Genomic DNA, 16,883 nt, shown 5'->3' on the forward strand with positions numbered 1-16,883 from the left:
GCGAGATCGACCACTGGTCCGAATTGGGGATCCAGGGGCCCTAATGGATCACTTCGCGGCGACCGCTTGGACGCCCGGGCCGTTTTCGCTGGTCAGCGTGAGCGTGCTGCCCTTCAGCTGGTATTTCACGGTGCCGCCGAAGAGCTTCAGGAGGGTCTTCTCGGTGTCCATGAGTGAGGCGGAGCACATCTTCCGGGTGGTGCCGGGCGCGCCCAGAGTGATAGTGCCGTCGCCGACCGTCGCCTTCGCGGTCACCTTGTTGCAGCCGAGCTGACCGCGGACGGTGCCGTCCTTGTCGAAGGTGAGGTGGACCTTGCCCTCGGCCTCGGAGGCCAGCGCCACGCCCGATTCGCCCCCCGCCGCACCCTTCGTCATCGTGGTGACGTTCCACTTGGTGCCGTAGAGCTCGGCGGGCTTCTCGGCGGTGAGTTTCACGGTGTACCCGTTCTCCGTGGTGAGCGTCAGCCTGTCGTCGTTGACCTCGGCCTTGAACGTGCTGCCGGAGATGATGCCGCCGAGCCGGGACTCGAAGCCCATCGTCCCGTCGGCCGTGCAGGCCATCTCGGTCTTGAAGGTGTCGTCGCCGATCGTGATCGTGTCGCCCTCGATCTCGGCGGTGGCCCCGAAGTGGTTGCAGCCGTAGTTGCCGCCCACCTTGCCGTCCTTGCCGAACTCGATGTGGGCGCCGGCCGGGGCGTCCTGCGTCTTGCCGTCGGCCGTCACGCTCTCGACGTTCCACTGCTTGCCGGTGATCCCGGTGGCCTGCCGGGTGCCGACGGAACCGGAACCGGAATCGTCGCTGCCGCTCTCCGTTCCGCAGGCGGCGGTGGCGAGGAGCCCGGTGACGGCCAGGGCACTGAGGCCGACCCGCGGGCTGAGGACGCTGAGGTTGAGACGCTGCGTGTGCATGCCGCTTTGACGGGGCGGGTGGGGTGCTTGGTTCCCTCACCGGATAACGGCCGCGCAACGCCCGGCCGCCGATCCCGGTGCCGGGTCGGCGCCGGTCGGTGCCGGGGCCCCTCGTCGGCGTCAGCGCATCAGGGGAAGCAGTCCGCCCAGGTCGGCACGTTCGCCGCTGGCGCCGGCCTTCGCTTCGTCGAGGGCCGCCTTCCACTCCATGCGCCCGGTAGCGAGCCTGATCCACGTCAGCGGGTCGGTCTCGACGACGTTCGGCGGGGTGCCGCGGGTGTGGCGCGGACCCTCCACGCACTGCACGACCGCGTACGGCGGCACGCGCACCTCGGTGGAGGCGCCGGGGGCCTTCGCGGCGAGCGCGTCGGCGAGGAGACGGGTGCAGGCGGCGAGGGCCTGGCGGTCGTACGGGACGTCGAGCCCCGGGACGGCCGCGTTCAGGTCGTCGGTGTGGACAACCAGCTCCACCGTGCGGGTGACGAGATAGTCGGCGAGGGTCATCACTCCCACACGCGTGACCAGCAGCCGTCCGTCCGGGGCGCCGGGGAGGCGTTCGGTGAAACGGGCCAGGGTGCGCTCGCACAACGCGTCGAGGTCCGGCTCGGCGGCGGCGAGCGCGTGCACGTCGTCGTCGACCTCGTCCGCGCGCGGAGCCGTGGCGAACGGCCAGTCGAGCAGGGCGAGCCGGGGCTGCCCGGTGGGCTCGTCCTTGTCCAGGCCCCGGCTCACCGCCTCCAACGCCATCGTGAGATGCCCGGCCAGCACCCGTACGGTCCAGTCGCCGAGCCTCGTCGGCCCGGCCAGCTGCTCCGGGGTCAGGCCGCGCACCGCCTCCCGTACGTTCCCGAACTGGGCGAGCACCGCCGCGCGGGTCTTCGCCGGGTCGTAGGTACGGGTGCGCTTCTTGGCCGGGGACATGGCGGCGAGCCTATGCGCTCCGCTGGGAGGGGGGTACTTCGTCTGCGGGCTCGTCGTGGCCGGTCGCGCCGTTCCCCGCGCCCCTCTGGGGCGCTGCCGTGAACGTTTCCTTGTTGGCCGGGACTCCGATCTCGCTCCAGGTGAAGGGGATTCCGCGGGCCGCGTCGAGGTCCGGGCCGTCCATCAGCTGGAAGTGGACATGCGGTTCGGTGGAGTTGCCCGAGTTGCCGCAGCGGGCGATCCGCTGGCCCGCGCGTACGCGGTCGCCCGGCCTGATCGTGAGCGAGCCCCGCCTCACGTGGGCGTACATCGCGAACACCCCGTCGCCGAGGTCGAGCACGATGCGGTTGCCGGTGATCCAGGGGGCGCCGCCGAGCCCCCTGACCATCCCCTCGACGAGCAGCAAGTAGGCAACCGCCGGAAGGGAGTTGCGGCTGAGGTGATCGCGCATCCAGTCGGACGCGTGCACGACGGTGGCGTCGGCCACGGCGAACAGCGGTTCGTCGTAGGCGGGAAAGGCGCGGCTGCGGCGGACGACCGGCCAGAGCTTGGCGAAGGCGGGGCGGCTGTTCTCCGATGCGGCGGGCTCGGCCACGATGTCGATCGCGTACGTCTGGCCGTACGCGTGCGTGCCGTGGCTGGGGACCTTGGTGGCCGGACTGTTCATGGCGGACCAGCGGCCCCTGACGGGCGGCTCCACCTCGACCGGCGGATGGTCGAGGACCTCACGCCGGGGCCCGGTCCGGCTCACGAACATCCAGAGCGGGAAGGTGACCAGCAGCGGCAGGAGCGCCCACCCCGAGCCGAACGGATAGCCGGGAAGAAAGACGTCCCACAGGACCAGGGCGAAGCCGGTCGGCAGGAGTACCCGGTACAGAATCATCGCGGTCTTGCGGACGGACATGGTTCCCCCAGGGCCGGAAGTCGTTGAAGTCTCAGACCGGTTGAGCCGTGGTGAGGGCCACGAGGAGCGGTACGACGCGGCTCCCCGGGATCTCGTAACGGCCGCGCCCGGCCTGCCGGAGCCAGCCCGCGGCGGTCAACTGCCGCAGGTGGTGGTAGATCTGGCCGCTCGTCCCCACGTCGTCGAGCCCGGCCAGTTCGGTGGCCGTGCGCCGGCCGCTGACGATCTCGCGCAGCAGCCGCAACCTCATGGGGTGCCCGAGCGCGGCGAACACGTCGGCCGCCTCGCTCCAGTCGGCGTCGAGCAGTTGGTCGGTGGTCATGCCGTACTGCCACTCGTACCGCTCCTCGGTCGGCAGCCGCACCGAACCCGTGAACAGCACACCGCCGCCCTCGACATCGGCCAGCTGCGCCTTGAGCCCTTCGAGAGCCCAGAAGTCGCCGTCACCCGCACCCGGAGCAGGCTCACTGTTCTCCAGGGCGTCAAGACGCCGCTCCAACTCCGCGACGCGCTGCTCCAGATCCATGAAACGAGATTACGTAATTACGTATAAGCGGTCAAGAGAGGGGAGGGCACCGCCCCGCGGGCATGTCGAAGGCCCTGACCGATATCCGGTCAGGGCCTTCGACATACGCCAACAACAGCGCCCGTCAGGGGCGCGGGGAACTGCGCGACAAGCCACAACGGCCCCGCAGACGAATCCCCGCCCCCAGCGGAGCGTCTACGCGAGCAGCGCCGGGATCGTCCCCTCGTGGGCCGTGCGCAGTTCGGCCAGGGAGAGGCTGAACTCGCCCTGGACCTCGACCTCGTCGCCGTCCACGACACCGATGCGCGTGACGGGCAGACCGCGCGCCCCGCACATGTCGTTGAAGCGGAGCTCCTCGGAGCGCGGGATCGCGACGATCGCGCGACCCGCGGACTCGGAGAAGAGGAAGGTGAACGCGTCGAGCCCGTCCGGTACGACCAGACGCGCGCCCTTGCCGCCCTGCAGCGCCGACTCGACCACGGCCTGGATCAGACCGCCGTCGGACAGGTCGTGCGCGGCGTCGATCATGCCGTCGCGGGAGGCGGAGATCAGGATCTCGGCGAGCAGCCGCTCACGCTCCAGGTCGACCTGCGGGGGCAGACCGCCGAGGTGGTTGTGGACGACCTGCGACCAGGCCGAACCGCCGAACTCCTCGCGGGTGTCGCCGAGGAGGTAGAGCAGCTGCCCCTCCTCCTTGAAGGCGACCGGCGTGCGGCGGGCGACATCGTCGATGACACCCAGCACGGCCACGACCGGCGTCGGGTGGATGGCCACCTCGCCCGTCTGGTTGTAGAGCGAGACGTTGCCGCCGGTCACCGGGGTGCCCAACTGCTGGCAGGCGTCGGCCAGTCCACGGATGGCCTCCGCGAACTGCCACATGACGGCCGGGTCCTCGGGCGAACCGAAGTTGAGGCAGTCGGAGACGGCGAGCGGCTTGGCACCGGTCGTCGCCACGTTCCGGTACGCCTCGGCCAGGGCCAACTGGGCGCCGTGGTACGGGTCCAGCTTGGTGTACCGGCCGTTGCCGTCCGTGGCGATCGCCACACCGAGGCCGGACTCCTCGTCGATGCGGATCATGCCCGAGTCCTCGGGCTGGGCCAGCACGGTGTTGCCCTGCACGAAGTGGTCGTACTGGCTGGTGATCCAGGACTTGGAGGCCTGGTTCGGAGAGGAGACCAGCTGGAGGACCTGGTCCTTCAGCTCCTCCGAAGTGGCGGGCCTGGCCAGCTTGTTGGCGTCGTCCGCCTGCAGCGCGTCCTGCCACTCCGGGCGGGCGTACGGCCGCTCGTAGACCGGGCCGTCGTGCGCGACCGTGCGCGGGTCGACGTCGACGATCTTGCCGCCGTGCCAGAAGATCTCGAGGCGGTCGCCGTCGGTGACCTCACCGATCACCGTCGCGATGACGTCCCACTTGTCGCAGATCTCCAGGAAGCGGGCGACCTTCTCCGGCTCGACGACCGCGCACATGCGCTCCTGCGACTCGCTCATGAGGATTTCCTCGGGAGACAGAGTCGAGTCGCGCAGGGGTACGTCGTCCAGCGTCACGCGCATGCCGCCGGAGCCGTTGGACGCCAACTCGCTGGTGGCGCACGACAGTCCGGCAGCTCCCAGGTCCTGGATACCGACAACCAGCTTCTCGGCGAAGGCCTCCAGGGTGCACTCGATGAGGAGCTTCTCCTGGAAGGGGTCGCCGACCTGGACGGCGGGACGCTTCGACGGCTTGGCGTCGTCGAAGGTCTCGGACGCGAGGATCGACGCGCCGCCGATGCCGTCGCCGCCCGTGCGGGCCCCGTACAGGATGACCTTGTTGCCGGAGCCGGACGCCTTCGCGAGGTGGATGTCCTCGTGCCGCATCACGCCGATGGCACCGGCGTTGACCAGCGGGTTGCCCTGGTAGCAGGCGTCGAAGACGACCTCGCCGCCGATGTTGGGCAGGCCCAGACAGTTGCCGTAACCGCCGATGCCGGCGACGACACCGGGGAGTACGCGCTTGGTGTCGGGGTGGTCGGCCGCGCCGAAGCGCAGCGGGTCGACGACCGCGACCGGGCGGGCGCCCATCGCGATGATGTCGCGCACGATGCCGCCGACGCCGGTGGCCGCGCCCTGGTAGGGCTCGACGTACGACGGGTGGTTGTGCGACTCGACCTTGAAGGTGACCGCGTAGCCCTGGCCGACGTCGACGACGCCCGCGTTCTCGCCGATGCCGACGAGGAGGGCGTCCGACTGGGGGGCCTTCTCGCCGAACTGGCGCAGGTGCACCTTGGAGGACTTGTACGAGCAGTGCTCGGACCACATGACGGAGTACATGGCGAGCTCGGCGCCGGTCGGGCGGCGGCCGAGGATCTCGACGACCCGCTCGTACTCGTCCTTCTTCAGGCCCAGTTCGGCCCAGGGCAGCTCGACGTCGGGGGTCTCGGCCGCGTGCTCGACCGTGTCCAAGACACGGGGGGCGGCCCGAAGGGCCTCGTTTGAGGGCGGCGGTGGGAGACGGGAGGGAGTCCGGCTCATGCGTTGACCAGCTTCTTGAGGATCGAGGTGAAGAAGGGGAGGCCGTCTGTGCGGCCGGACCCGATGAGGGGCTCGACGGCGTGCTCGGGGTGCGGCATGAGACCTACGACGTTGCCGGCCTCGTTCGTGATGCCGGCGATGTCCCGCAGCGAGCCGTTCGGGTTGAAGTCCACGTAGCGGAAGGCGACTCGGCCCTCCGCCTCCAGCATGTCGAGGGTGCGCTCGTCGGCGACGTACCGCCCGTCCATGTTCTTCAGCGGGATGTGGATCTCCTGGCCGGACTCGTAGTCGGCGGTCCAGGACGTCTCCGCGTTCTCCACCCGCAACTTCTGGTCACGGCAGATGAAGTGCAGGTGGTCGTTGCCGAGCATCCCGCCCGGGAGGAGATGGGCCTCGGTGAGGATCTGGAAGCCGTTGCAGATGCCGAGCACCGGCATTCCCGACTTCGCCTGCTCAATCACGGTCTCCATCACCGGCGAGAAGCGCGAGATCGCTCCCGCGCGCAGATAGTCGCCGTACGAGAAACCGCCGGGCAGCACCACGGCGTCGACCTGCTTGAGGTCCTTGTCCTTGTGCCAGAGAGCGACGGGTTCGGCACCGGCGAGCCTGATCGCGCGCTGCGTGTCCCGGTCGTCGAGGCTTCCCGGGAAAGTGACGACGCCAATACGAGCGGTCACTTTCCTGCCTCCGCGACTTCCTCGACCTTGACGGTGAAGTCCTCGATCACGGTGTTGGCGAGGAAGGATTCCGCAAGTTCATGGATGCGGGCGAGGGCGGCTTCGTCCACCGGTCCGTCCACTTCCAGTTCGAATCGCTTTCCCTGACGAACGTCGGCGATGCCTTCGAAACCGAGGCGCGGCAGTGCACGCTGCACCGCCTGGCCCTGGGGGTCGAGGATCTCCGGCTTGAGCATGACGTCGACTACGACGCGTGCCACTGGCACTCCCGGTGTGTGGTGCTGAGCAGGTTCGTTCAGACTACCCGTACAAAATTTCTACGCGGGTAGATTCGTAGGAAACTACGTGATGGCCATCACGATTCCGCATCGAGACGCTATCGACCGGGGATGAAGGGGCTACCTTCACGAAAAATCCTGGGAAAGATCCGGATCAGGACCCGGTCTCCTATTGCCTTGAGACACGCCAAGAGATTTAGTCGAGCTTCACATTGGATTGCCGGGCACTGTACAAAGGAATTGGCAATAACCGATACTTTGCCCAATCGCCCATAAAAGCAGCCGGACAGTCGGCATCTCCGCACGTCATCACGCGTCGCAGGAGAGGTGCCGCACGAAGGGACCGATATTCGTGGCGCAGCGTGTCGTAGTCACTCTCTTCGACGACATCGACGGCTCGGAAGCGGCGGAAACGATCGCCTTCGGTCTGGACGGCAAGTCGTACGAGATCGACCTGAATCAAGCCAATGCCAAGAAACTGCGTAAGGCGTTGGAGCCGTACCTGGAGGCCGGGCGCAAGCGGTCCCGGTCCGGCAAGGCGTACCGGCAGACGGCCGTTGCGCCCGATCCTGCCGCCGTTCGGGCGTGGGCCCAGTCGCACAAGATGGAGGTGCCGGCTCGGGGGCGGATCCCCAAGCGGGTCTATGAGGCGTTCACCGCTGCGCAGTGACTCCGGGTGGAGGCGGGGCTTCCGCGGGTCCGTTGTCGGGTGCCGGTTCGCCTCGGCCGGTCGCGCAGTTCCCCGCGCCCCTGACGGGGCCCGGGGCCCCGGAAGCCCTCACGGGGCCCTGGGAGCAGCCGACTTGCGTAGTACCCCTGCTGATCAGCTAGAGTCTGGAGCACGCCGAGGGGCAAGGCCGAAAGGCCCGGTCCCGGAGTCACGCGGGTGTAGTTCAGTAGTAGAACATCCCCCTTCCAGGGGGAAGGCGCAGTGTGCAATTCCTGTCACCCGCTCTGCACTGCCGGTCTGGTCAGCGTTTTCGATCAGGTAGGCTGGTGCCTGCGCCGATCGGTGAAAGCCGGTCGGAGGCAAATGCGGACGTAGCTCAGTTGGTAGAGCGCAACCTTGCCAAGGTTGAGGTCGCCAGTTCGAACCTGGTCGTCCGCTCCAGCAAGTAAGGCCCCGGTCATCACGATCGGGGCCTTTCTCGTGTGCCGGGGCCGTTTCACCGTCTCACCGTCTCTCCGACATCCGGACGGCCCCTCTGACATTTGTCATGTGCACCGGTGACAGCGCGCACTGCTCCCGCCCGTCGGCGGCGGGGAGGCTTGTCTCATGAACACGAACGAGCACGTGATTGAGGTCACGGATCTACGACGTGTGTACGGGGGAGAGTTCGAGGCGGTCCGGGGGGTGTCCTTCTCCGTCGGCCGCGGGGAGCTGTTCGCGCTCCTCGGGACCAACGGCGCGGGCAAGACCTCCACCGTCGAACTCCTCGAAGGGCTCGCACCGCCGTCCGGCGGCCAGGTGCGCGTCCTCGGCCACGACCCGTACACCGAACGCGGCAAGGTGCGCCCGCACATCGGCGTCATGCTCCAGGAAGGCGGCTTCTCGTCCGAGCTGACCGTCGCGGAGACCGTACGGATGTGGGCGGGCTGCACGAGCGGGGCCCGGCCCGAGCGCGAGGCGCTGGCGCTGGTCGGCCTGTCGCGCCGGGCCGCCGTGCGCGTGAAGCAGCTGTCCGGGGGCGAGAAGCGGCGGCTCGACCTGGCGTGCGCGATCCTCGGGCGGCCCGAGGTGCTCTTCCTGGACGAGCCGACGACCGGCCTCGACGCCGAAGGGCGCCAGGAGACCTGGGAGTTGGTGCGCGAGCTGCGCGAGACGGGCACCACCGTGGTGCTGACCACGCACTACCTGGAGGAGGCGGAAGGGCTCGCCGACCGGCTCGCGATCCTGCACGCCGGGCGTATCGCCGTCACCGGCACTCCGGCCGAGGTGACCGCCTCCCAGCCGTCCCGGATCTCCTTCGAGCTGCCCGCCGGCTACTTCCCCGGCGATCTGCCGCCGCTCGCCTCGCTCGGGATCACCGGCCACGAGATGGAGGGCCGGACGATCCGGCTGCGGACGCTCGAACTGCAGCGGGCCGCCACCGAGCTCCTCGTGTGGGCCCAGCGGGCAGGGGTCGAGCTGCGGGGGCTCGATGTCCGGTCGGGGTCGCTGGAGGAGGCGTTCCTGCGGATAGCCCGTGAGGCGTCGCAGACGTCGGAGATGACGGCGGAGAAGGAGCGTGTGGCATGAGCGCGGAGACTGTGACCAACACCGCACAGGCCGGTCCGACCGCGACCGCCGCACGGCGGATGACGGCCCTCGCACGGGCCGAACTGACACTGCTCGGCCGCAGCAAGGCCACGTTCTTCGCGGCCCTGTTCGTGCCGCTGATCATGCCGCTCAGCCTTCGCGGGGCGGTCGAGGACATGGACCTGGCGGAGGCGGGGCTCTCGGTCGGCTCGGTCATCCTGCCGTCCGCCGTCGGCTTCTCCCTGCTCTTCGCCGTCTACAGCTCACTGGTGAGCGTCTACGCCGCCCGGCGTGAGGAACTGGTGCTCAAGCGGCTGCGCACCGGGGAGCTGCGGGACGCGGAGATCCTGGCGGGCGCCGCGCTGCCGTCGGTCCTGATCGGCCTCGTGCAGTGCGTGGTCCTTACGATCGCGTGCGCGGCACTCCTCGATGTGGGAGCGCCCGAAGCCCCGCACCTCGCCGTCCTGGGCCTGCTGTTGGGACTCGTCATGTGGCCCGCCATCGCGGCGGTCGTCGCGAGCTTCAGCAGGAGCCTGGAGGGCGCCCAGGTCGCGGCGATGCCGTTGCTGCTCGTGTCCATGATGGGTTCCGGCACCTTCATTCCGTTCGAGCTCATGCCCGACCGGCTCGCCACCATCTGCGAACTGCTGCCGCTGTCCCCGGTGATCACTCTCATCCGCGGCGGCTGGACCGGAGACCTCGGCGCGTACGACGCCCTGGGCGCCATCGCCACAGCGGTGGCCTGGCTCGTGCTCTCGGTGTTTGCTGTACGGCGGTGGTTCCGCTGGGAACCGCGACACTGAGACGGCCGGGAACGACGACGAAAGACGGAGGCGGGTATGCGCGGGCCAGGGGCCTGGTGGCGGGCTCAGAGCACGCCGGCGAAGGTCGAGACGTACACCCGTTGGTCCTTCCACAGCTTCGCGCTGATCGAGGTGAGCACGGTCGGACTGCCGGCCTTCGCGCAGGTGGGGGCGCCACTCGCCCTCGTGATGCTCCCGCCGCTGACCGTGCACGCCCTGCTGGTGTCGGTGACCTCGTCACGGGCGCTCGACTGGACGTGCGGCCGGCGTGAGCAGCCCGTACGGCTGATCGCGGCGCTCGGTGTCCTCACCGCGCTGCTCGGCATCGCCGCGCTCGCCGTCTCCGAGCACGGCCCGTCCGGCGACGACGTCGACACCACGGCGGGCACGTTCTTCGTCGTGGTGGTGCCCTTCGGGGTCGGCATGATGGCGCTCGGGATGCGTCGACGGCGCGTGCTGGCGCTGCTGAGCGGATTCGCCGCGGGTACCTGGGTCGCGGCGTTCCTGATCGGACGGCCGGCGGCCACCGCGGCCGCCACCGCGCTCGCGGTGCTGCTCATCGGCGGGGTCCTCTGCCTCACCTCCACCTTCTCGGTGTGGCTGCTGAACGCCGTGCTCGAACTCGACACCGCCCGCGAGACCCGCACCCGTCTCGCCGTCGCCGAGGAGCGGCTGCGCTTCGGGCGGGACCTGCACGACGTGATGGGCCGCAACCTCGCGGTGATCGCCCTGAAGAGCGAGCTGGCGGTCCAGCTCGCCCGGCGCGAACGGCCCGAGGCCGTGGAGCAGATGATCGAGGTGCAGCGGATCGCCCGCGAGTCCCAGAGGGAGGTCCGCGAGGTCGTACGCGGCTACCGCGAGGTCGACCTCGGCGTCGAACTCCTGGGCGCGCAGGGCGTGCTGACCGCGGCCGGAGTCGAGTGCACGGTGACCGGATCCGCTTCGGAGCTGCCCTCAGCGGTCCAGTCGGCGCTCGGCTGGGTCGTACGGGAGGCGACCACGAACGTGCTGCGGCACGGGGACGCGGGGCACTGCCGGGTGTCATTGGGGGTGGAGGGGACCCGTGTGGTCCTGACCGTGGAGAACGACGGGGTGGAGAGGGACAGGGTGCCGAGTACGCCCACCAGCAAGGGGTCCGGCCTCGCCGGGCTGCGGGAGCGGTTGTCGGCGGTGGACGGGACGCTGGAGGCGGGGCCGGTCGACGGTGACCGGTTCCGGGTGGTGGCCGAGGTTCCGCTGCCGGCGACGGCCACCTCCTCATCGTCCGCGTCGCCGCCGCCGTCCTCTTCCCCGTCTCCCGCCCCGCGCCCCGTGAACGAAGAGGTCGCCCCATGACGCCCGTACGTCCCATCCGGCTGTTGCTCGCCGACGACGAGCACCTCATCCGGGGGGCGCTCGCCGCGCTGCTCGGGCTCGAGGAGGACCTGCTGGTGGTGGCGGAGGCGGCCAGTGGGCCCGAGGCGTTGGCGATGGCCAGGGCCCACGAACCCGATGTGGCGGTACTGGATCTCCAGATGCCCGGGGCGGACGGTGTGAGGGTGGCCACATCGCTGCGGGTCGAACTGCCCGCGTGCCGGGTGCTGATCGTGACCAGTCACGGGCGGCCGGGGCATCTGAAGCGGGCGCTTGCGGCGGGTGTGCGCGGGTTCGTCCCGAAGACCGTCAGCGCCCAGCGGCTCGCGGAGATCATCCGTACAGTCCATGCCGGAAACCGCTACGTCGACCCGGAGTTGGCCGCCGACGCGATCTCCTCCGGGGACTCGCCGCTGACCGCGCGCGAGGCGGAGGTGCTGGAACTGGCCGGCGACGGGGCGCCCGTCGCGGAGATCGCGGAGCGGGCCGCGCTGTCGCAGGGGACCGTACGGAACTATCTGTCGTCGGCCGTCTCCAAGCTGGGGGTGGAGAACCGGCACTCGGCGGTGCGTCTCGCGCGGGAGCGAGGTTGGGTATAGTTGCTCTCGCGCCACGGCGCAGTGCGGACGTAGCTCAGTTGGTAGAGCGCAACCTTGCCAAGGTTGAGGTCGCCAGTTCGAACCTGGTCGTCCGCTCCAGCAAGTAGTAACGAGAAGGGCCCCGGTCATCGCGACCGGGGCCCTTTCTCGTACGTGTACGTGTACGTGTACGTGTGCTCGCTCAGCTCCAGGTGGTGCCCGTGAGGCGCTCGTACGCCTCCACGTACTTGGCGCGGGTGGCGTCCACGACCTGCTGGGGCAGGGCGGGCGGCGGGCGCTCGCTCTTGCGGTCCCAGCCGGACTCGGCGGAGGTCAGCCAGTCGCGGACGAACTGCTTGTCGTACGAGGGCTGCGCGCGGCCCGGCTCCCACTGGTCGGCGGGCCAGAAGCGGGAGGAGTCCGGGGTGAGCACCTCGTCGGCGACGACGAGCGTCTCGCCGTCGAAGCCGAACTCGAACTTCGTGTCCGCGAGGATGATCCCGCGCTCGCGCGCGATGTCACGGCCGCGGCCGTAGACGGCGAGCGTCGCCTGGCGCAGCCGGGCCGCGGTGTCCGCGCCGACCTGGCGGGCGACCTCCTCGTACGAGACGTTCTCGTCGTGCTCGCCGACGGCGGCCTTGGTGGCCGGGGTGAAGATCGGGGCGGGCAGCTCCGAGCCGTCGCTCAGGCCCTCGGGGAGGGCGAGACCGCAGACGGTACGGGTCCGGTCGTACTCGACGAGACCCGAGCCGGTGAGGTAACCGCGGGCCACGCACTCGACCGGGGCCATCCGCAGTGACTTGCAGACCAGCGTGCGGCCGGCCCACTCGGCGGGGGCGCCGGGCGGGAGTTCGGTGCCGAGGACGTGGTTCGGCATCAGGTCAGCGATCTGGTCGAACCACCAGAGCGAGAGCTGCGTCAGGACGCTGCCCTTGTCGGGGATCTCCGTGGGCAGCACCCAGTCGAACGCGGAGATGCGGTCGCTGGCGACCATCACGAGGTCGCCCGCCTCGTTCTGGTACAGGTCGCGCACCTTGCCGGTGTGCAGATGCACCAGACCCGGCACCTCGACGGGCTCGGGCTTTTCTACGAATCCGGACACGGTTCCTCCCCGTCTTTCTGGCCAACTGGGTCGATTCTCCCGTACGGGAGGAACCGGCCCGGCCAGGGGTCGGGTGTGAGGGTTCTCCACGGGCTCGGTTCCGAAGGTTTTCCACAGGCTCAACGGGCTCAGTCGCGTTTGCAGATGCGGTCCAGGAGGTTGGCCGTGGCGCGCTGGACGCGGGTGTCGATGTGGCCCGGGCGGTCCAGGGCCGGGGACCAGGCGAAGGTGCCGGCCGCGAAGACGAGGGCGCCGGAGGGGGCACGGTAGAGGGACGTCTCCTGGTGGCGGATGGCTCCCTCGGTGTCCCGGTACGGGGAGTGGGAGAGGAGGATGCGGCCCTGGTGCTCGGGGAGCGTGATGCGCGGGAAGTAGCGGTCCGCCTCGCCCGCGACCATGCCCTCCAGTTCGTCGCCCTCGTGGGCGCCGGTCGCCTCCCACAGCCAGTGGTCGGCGTTGCGGACGACCAGGGGGTGCGCCTCGGGGACCCGGCCCGCGTACTGGACGCCCAGGAGTTCCTGCTCGGGGCGGTCGACCTCACGCCACAGTGCGGGTTTGCCCGGGCCGCGACGTTTTCGGCAGGTGAGCAGGCGGTCGGGGACGCCGGACGGGGACGGGCCCAGCTCCGCCTGCCAGTACATGGTGTTGGCCGAGAGGAAGACGAGGGACGTGCCGTGCTCGCGGGCGACCTCAACGGTGCGGCGCATGGTCGTCGACCAGTACTCGTCGTGGCCCGGGAAGACCAGGCCGCGGTAGCGGGTGGGGTCGACGCGGCCGGCGTGCAGGTCGCGGGCGTCGGCGTACGCGAGGTCGTAGCCGTAGCGCTCGGCCCAGCGGATGAAGTCGTAGGCGTGGCCGACGTGGAGGGGGAGGCCCGCGCCCGCGTACGGGCGGTCGAACGACACCGTCGTGGCGGCCTCGGCCTCACCGAGCAGCCGGCCGTGCTCGTCCCACGCGTGGTAGAGGCTCGCGCCCGTGCGGCCGTCCTCCGGATAGAGGTTGTACGCCTGCCAGGTGATGTCCGGGAGGAGGAGCAGCAGGTCGGCGGGGTGGTTGTCGCGGACCGTGAACGGGATGTGCGAGCGGTAGCCGTCGTCGGTGGTCAGCACGGCCACGTACGCGCCGATGCTCCAGTACGTCGGGATCTGCAGCCGCCAGGAGAGCCACCAGTGGTGGCAGGAGACCGTGCGGTCCGCGGTGAGCGGGGGCGGCTGGACGATGCCGGGGAGGCGGGGGCTGGTGGTGATCTTGCTGGCGCCGTCGCCGCCGTAGTGGCCGATGCGGTAGATGTCGACGCTGAACTGCTGCGGCGGGTCGACCGTGATGTGGAAGTCGATGGCCTCGCCGGGGGCGGCCGCGCCGGTGGAGGCGAAGCCCTTGATCTGCCGGTGGACGTCGTCCGCCGTGCGGGGGCCTCCGGCGGTCTGGCGGGGGGTGGGGACGCGTGCGCCGGTGGTTCCGTGGTGGCTGCGGTTGCGGCTGCCGTCTCCGGGGGATGCCGCGCCGGGGGGTGGGGCCTGGTCCACGTACCACGGGACGACGTGGCCCGTGTCGTCGAAGTAGTGCTCACTGCCGCGCAGCCAGGGGACGGGGCCCTGTCCGAAGGGGTCCGTGACGGCATGCGCCAGCGCTCCCGACTCCCACCGGCGAATCTGCTCCGACCCCATACCGCGTTCCCTCCCTCGTGCCCCCGTCAGCCCCTGCCGGCCTTTGCAGGCCCTTGCCTTGTCAATGAGCGGTCCCAGCACATCACATTACGCATGCGCGCCGTCACCGTTCGTCGCGAATTGCCTCCGGCGGTTGGGCGGGGGCAGGGGGAGTGGGGTGCGGGTGGGTGGTGATGTGCGGGTGAGTGGGCGTATGGGTGGATGCGGGATGTGCGGGTCCGGTGGGGGCTGGTCGCGCAGTTCCCCGCGCCCCTGGAAGACGGGGCTGCGCCCCGCTTCCGGGTCGCGCGTCTCACCCCGTCCGGCGTTTGAGGACGAGCGCGTCAGCGCGATACGGGGGTTCGGGGGCGGAGCCCCTGAGTAAGGGACGGGAATGGGTAGGGGCGGCGGGGGCGGAGAAGGGTCTGGGGTCAGACCAGGCGGACCGGTTTTTCGGGGCGTATGCCCAGGTGGAGGAGCCAGGTGCGGAGGGGGGTGGGGTCGCCCTCCTCGATGAGGCTCAGGACTCGGGGTCCGAGGTCCACGGAGCGTTCGCCGTTGATGAGGAGCGACGGGCCGTCGAGCCAGTCGAGCCCCGGAGCGGCCCCGGCCGTGTCCATCGCCGCGCAGCAGACCATCGCCGTGACATGGTCGGCCAGCAACTCCCGCCCGGTCCGGGGCGGTTGCAGCGGGAAGAGCGGCAGCGAACCGTCGTCCCAGAGGGGCATGTCGGGACCGACCTGCCCGGCGGCCCCGGAGGGAGCCGCGGCCGACACCGCGGCCTCCTCCCGCGCCACCTCCGCACTCAGCCCCGCCGCCAGCGCCGAACTCCGCTCGTTCTCCGGCCCGCCGTCCTCTTCCTCGTACGCCTCTTCCTCGTACGCCGCGGCCGCACGCCTCTCCACGGCCGCCGGATCCCCCGGCTCCCCGTCGCTGAGGTGGTCCATCACCCGGGCCAGGGTCGGCCCCTCCGGATCCGAGGCCCCGGCACCCGTCCCGGCCCCGGAAGACCGGCTCACGCCTAGCGCGTCCAGCACCCGGTGCAGCCGCGCCGCGTCCGTACGCCACTTCCGGTCCACGACCTCGTCCGGATACTCGTCCCAGTCGACCGGCGCCCAGTCGGGCCCGGTCTCGGCCGGTCCGCCGTGGAAGAGGCGCGCGGCCAGCAGTGACGCCGCCTCGTCGATCGCGCCGGGCTCCTCCAGCAGGTCGCAGGCGGGCCGCTCGCCGAGCCGGGAGGCGAACCCCTCGGCAAGGCGGTCGCGCCGCGAGAGTTCGGTGAGGGCCGCGACCACGCCCGCGTCGAGCCGGGACGGCCAGCGCCCCATCCGCCAGGCGGGCAGCGCGACCCGGGTCAGCAGCCGGTCCCAGCCCGCGTACGCGAGCCCCACCTGCTCCTGGGCGACGATCCGCAGACCGTAGTCCACAGCCTGTGCACGCTCCGCCGCCGCGGCGGCGACCCCCCGCTCCATCTCGGCGGCATGCCCGCGACAACTGCGCAGCAGAAGCCGTGCCACCCAGCCGACCCCGCCGAGCACCGTCCGGGACAGGGGTCCGCGGGGCTCCGAGGTCACGGCCACCGCCGCGTCGAGACCTCGGACGAAACGCCGGGCCGCGGCTATGTCGGGGTGCGCCGACGGTCCCGTACCGGCGACGACCGGCGCGAGGACGGCGCGCAGTTCGCCCACCCGCATCCACCACAGGAAGGGCGAGCCGATGACGAGGACGGGCGCGGCCGGCGTACGACGGTGGGCCGACGGGAGGACCCGGACGCCCGGTACGCCCTCGATCTCGTCGCGGGACTCCGGCCTGGGCGGGCCGTGGGCCGGGTGGGTGCGGTCCTCCAGCCAGCTGTCGCAGTCCGGGGTGAGCGCTATCGCGGAGGGCGCGGGCACTTCGAGGCGGTCGGCCAGGTCGCGCACCATGCGGTAGAGATCGGGCGCCGACTCCTCGGCGATCGTGACCGTGGGACTCACGGCGGGCCGGGACCGGACCACGACCAGCGCGATGCCCACCGCGGCGAGGAGAACGAACAGGGCGAACCCCGACACGATCCAGCGCGTGACGGCCCAGCCAGGCCCGTCGATGTGGCCCGTCGACCCGCCGACGAGCAGCACGACGGCGACGGCCGCGGGCAGCAGGGCGACGGCCAGCGCCCTGCTGCGGACCCGCAGCACGGCGAGAGCCCGTGAGCGCGCGGCCTGCGCGCCCACCTCCACACCCATACCGGACACGACCGGTGTCACCCCCTACTGCCCGCCCGGCGCGTGCATACCCAGCCACTGCCGGCGGACGTCCATGGCGTTGCTCACTCCCCCACTGTGGCACCCACGACCGACATCGCAATGCCGGTGGGCCAAGTGCCGGAACGCTTGCGCCGCACCCTAGTTGGGGCCCCGGCCCTCGTCAGCCGGATGGGGGATCGGTCACTCGATGGAA

General features: G+C 70.6%; 15 protein-coding genes and 3 tRNA genes. 8 read left to right on the forward strand and 10 right to left on the reverse strand.

What is annotated here, in order from left to right:
• Positions 1 to 48: 48 nt before the first annotated feature.
• The 7 genes from JEQ17_RS22200 to purS form a co-directional block, all read right to left on the reverse strand.
• A complete protein-coding gene (locus JEQ17_RS22200; RefSeq protein ID WP_200396852.1) occupies positions 49 to 909 on the reverse strand; it encodes an META domain-containing protein in 861 nt (286 codons plus the stop codon).
• A gap of 120 nt (positions 910 to 1,029) precedes the next feature.
• The gene (locus JEQ17_RS22205) at positions 1,030 to 1,830 is read right to left on the reverse strand and encodes a maleylpyruvate isomerase family mycothiol-dependent enzyme (protein ID WP_200396853.1); all 801 of its coding nucleotides are present in this window, start codon (positions 1,828 to 1,830) and stop codon (positions 1,030 to 1,032) included.
• Positions 1,831 to 1,840: 10 nt separating this feature from the next.
• Positions 1,841 to 2,734, reverse strand: coding sequence for a M23 family metallopeptidase (locus JEQ17_RS22210; protein ID WP_200396854.1), 894 nt, complete (start codon positions 2,732 to 2,734; stop codon positions 1,841 to 1,843).
• A 31-nt stretch (positions 2,735 to 2,765) separates the two neighbouring features.
• Positions 2,766 to 3,260, reverse strand: coding sequence for an ArsR/SmtB family transcription factor (locus tag JEQ17_RS22215; RefSeq protein WP_200396855.1), 495 nt, complete (start codon positions 3,258 to 3,260; stop codon positions 2,766 to 2,768).
• A 195-nt stretch (positions 3,261 to 3,455) separates the two neighbouring features.
• Positions 3,456 to 5,699, reverse strand: a complete 2,244-nt coding sequence (gene purL, locus JEQ17_RS22220; protein ID WP_200396856.1) for a phosphoribosylformylglycinamidine synthase subunit PurL — start codon at positions 5,697 to 5,699, stop codon at positions 3,456 to 3,458.
• A gap of 65 nt (positions 5,700 to 5,764) precedes the next feature.
• Complete coding sequence (gene purQ, locus JEQ17_RS22225; RefSeq protein ID WP_200396857.1) at positions 5,765 to 6,445, reverse strand: phosphoribosylformylglycinamidine synthase subunit PurQ; 681 nt, start codon at positions 6,443 to 6,445, stop codon at positions 5,765 to 5,767.
• Positions 6,442 to 6,705 (reverse strand): phosphoribosylformylglycinamidine synthase subunit PurS, encoded by a 264-nt coding sequence (purS, locus tag JEQ17_RS22230; protein ID WP_055613836.1) that lies wholly within the window; start codon positions 6,703 to 6,705, stop codon positions 6,442 to 6,444. The genes purQ and purS overlap by 4 nt, the downstream gene beginning before the upstream one ends.
• Before the next feature lie 370 nt (positions 6,706 to 7,075).
• On the opposite strand from purS, the gene JEQ17_RS22235 reads away from it, so the two are divergent.
• From JEQ17_RS22235 to JEQ17_RS22270, 8 genes are all read left to right on the forward strand, one after another.
• Positions 7,076 to 7,393 carry a histone-like nucleoid-structuring protein Lsr2 gene (locus JEQ17_RS22235; RefSeq protein WP_189841644.1) on the forward strand — a complete coding sequence of 106 codons (318 nt, stop codon included), beginning with the start codon at positions 7,076 to 7,078 and terminating at the stop codon, positions 7,391 to 7,393.
• Positions 7,394 to 7,605: 212 nt separating this feature from the next.
• Positions 7,606 to 7,677 (forward strand) — tRNA-Gly (locus tag JEQ17_RS22240).
• A gap of 81 nt (positions 7,678 to 7,758) precedes the next feature.
• Positions 7,759 to 7,834, forward strand: a tRNA-Gly gene (locus JEQ17_RS22245).
• A gap of 165 nt (positions 7,835 to 7,999) precedes the next feature.
• Positions 8,000 to 8,962 (forward strand): ABC transporter ATP-binding protein, encoded by a 963-nt coding sequence (locus JEQ17_RS22250; protein WP_200396858.1) that lies wholly within the window; start codon positions 8,000 to 8,002, stop codon positions 8,960 to 8,962.
• Positions 8,959 to 9,765 carry an ABC transporter permease gene (locus tag JEQ17_RS22255; protein WP_200396859.1) on the forward strand — a complete coding sequence of 269 codons (807 nt, stop codon included), beginning with the start codon at positions 8,959 to 8,961 and terminating at the stop codon, positions 9,763 to 9,765. Before JEQ17_RS22250 ends, JEQ17_RS22255 begins: the two co-directional genes overlap by 4 nt.
• A 36-nt stretch (positions 9,766 to 9,801) precedes the next feature.
• The gene (locus tag JEQ17_RS22260; protein ID WP_200396860.1) at positions 9,802 to 11,100 is read left to right on the forward strand and encodes a sensor histidine kinase; all 1,299 of its coding nucleotides are present in this window, start codon (positions 9,802 to 9,804) and stop codon (positions 11,098 to 11,100) included.
• The gene (locus JEQ17_RS22265; RefSeq protein WP_200396861.1) at positions 11,097 to 11,717 is read left to right on the forward strand and encodes a response regulator transcription factor; all 621 of its coding nucleotides are present in this window, start codon (positions 11,097 to 11,099) and stop codon (positions 11,715 to 11,717) included. The genes JEQ17_RS22260 and JEQ17_RS22265 overlap by 4 nt, the downstream gene beginning before the upstream one ends.
• 23 nt (positions 11,718 to 11,740) lie before the next feature.
• A tRNA-Gly gene (locus tag JEQ17_RS22270) sits at positions 11,741 to 11,816 on the forward strand.
• Positions 11,817 to 11,898: 82 nt separating this feature from the next.
• Here JEQ17_RS22270 and JEQ17_RS22275 read toward each other — a convergent pair.
• From JEQ17_RS22275 to JEQ17_RS22285, 3 genes are all read right to left on the reverse strand, one after another.
• Positions 11,899 to 12,798: a phosphoribosylaminoimidazolesuccinocarboxamide synthase gene (locus JEQ17_RS22275; RefSeq protein WP_200396862.1), complete on the reverse strand. Its 900-nt coding sequence runs from the start codon at positions 12,796 to 12,798 to the stop codon at positions 11,899 to 11,901.
• Between the two features lie 128 nt (positions 12,799 to 12,926).
• On the reverse strand, positions 12,927 to 14,465 hold the full coding sequence (locus JEQ17_RS22280) for a N,N-dimethylformamidase beta subunit family domain-containing protein (RefSeq protein ID WP_200396863.1): 1,539 nt from the start codon (positions 14,463 to 14,465) through the stop codon (positions 12,927 to 12,929).
• Positions 14,466 to 14,875: 410 nt separating this feature from the next.
• A complete protein-coding gene (locus JEQ17_RS22285) occupies positions 14,876 to 16,669 on the reverse strand; it encodes a hypothetical protein (protein WP_200401648.1) in 1,794 nt (597 codons plus the stop codon).
• Positions 16,670 to 16,883 lie beyond the last annotated feature (214 nt).

Origin of the sequence: Streptomyces liliifuscus (genome assembly GCF_016598615.1) — a bacterium.
GTDB lineage: Bacteria > Actinomycetota > Actinomycetes > Streptomycetales > Streptomycetaceae > Streptomyces > Streptomyces liliifuscus.

Coding starts and splice junctions, on each gene's coding strand:
- JEQ17_RS22265 (WP_200396861.1), top strand. CDS start 11,097: ATGACGCCCGTACGTCCCATCCGGCTGTTGCTCGCCGACGACGAGCAC.
- JEQ17_RS22260 (WP_200396860.1), top strand. CDS start 9,802: ATGCGCGGGCCAGGGGCCTGGTGGCGGGCTCAGAGCACGCCGGCGAAG.
- JEQ17_RS22255 (WP_200396859.1), top strand. CDS start 8,959: ATGAGCGCGGAGACTGTGACCAACACCGCACAGGCCGGTCCGACCGCG.
- JEQ17_RS22250 (WP_200396858.1), top strand. CDS start 8,000: ATGAACACGAACGAGCACGTGATTGAGGTCACGGATCTACGACGTGTG.
- JEQ17_RS22210 (WP_200396854.1), bottom strand. CDS start 2,734: ATGTCCGTCCGCAAGACCGCGATGATTCTGTACCGGGTACTCCTGCCG.
- JEQ17_RS22205 (WP_200396853.1), bottom strand. CDS start 1,830: ATGTCCCCGGCCAAGAAGCGCACCCGTACCTACGACCCGGCGAAGACC.
- JEQ17_RS22280 (WP_200396863.1), bottom strand. CDS start 14,465: ATGGGGTCGGAGCAGATTCGCCGGTGGGAGTCGGGAGCGCTGGCGCAT.
- JEQ17_RS22200 (WP_200396852.1), bottom strand. CDS start 909: ATGCACACGCAGCGTCTCAACCTCAGCGTCCTCAGCCCGCGGGTCGGC.
- JEQ17_RS22215 (WP_200396855.1), bottom strand. CDS start 3,260: ATGGATCTGGAGCAGCGCGTCGCGGAGTTGGAGCGGCGTCTTGACGCC.
- JEQ17_RS22285 (WP_200401648.1), bottom strand. CDS start 16,669: ATGGGTGTGGAGGTGGGCGCGCAGGCCGCGCGCTCACGGGCTCTCGCC.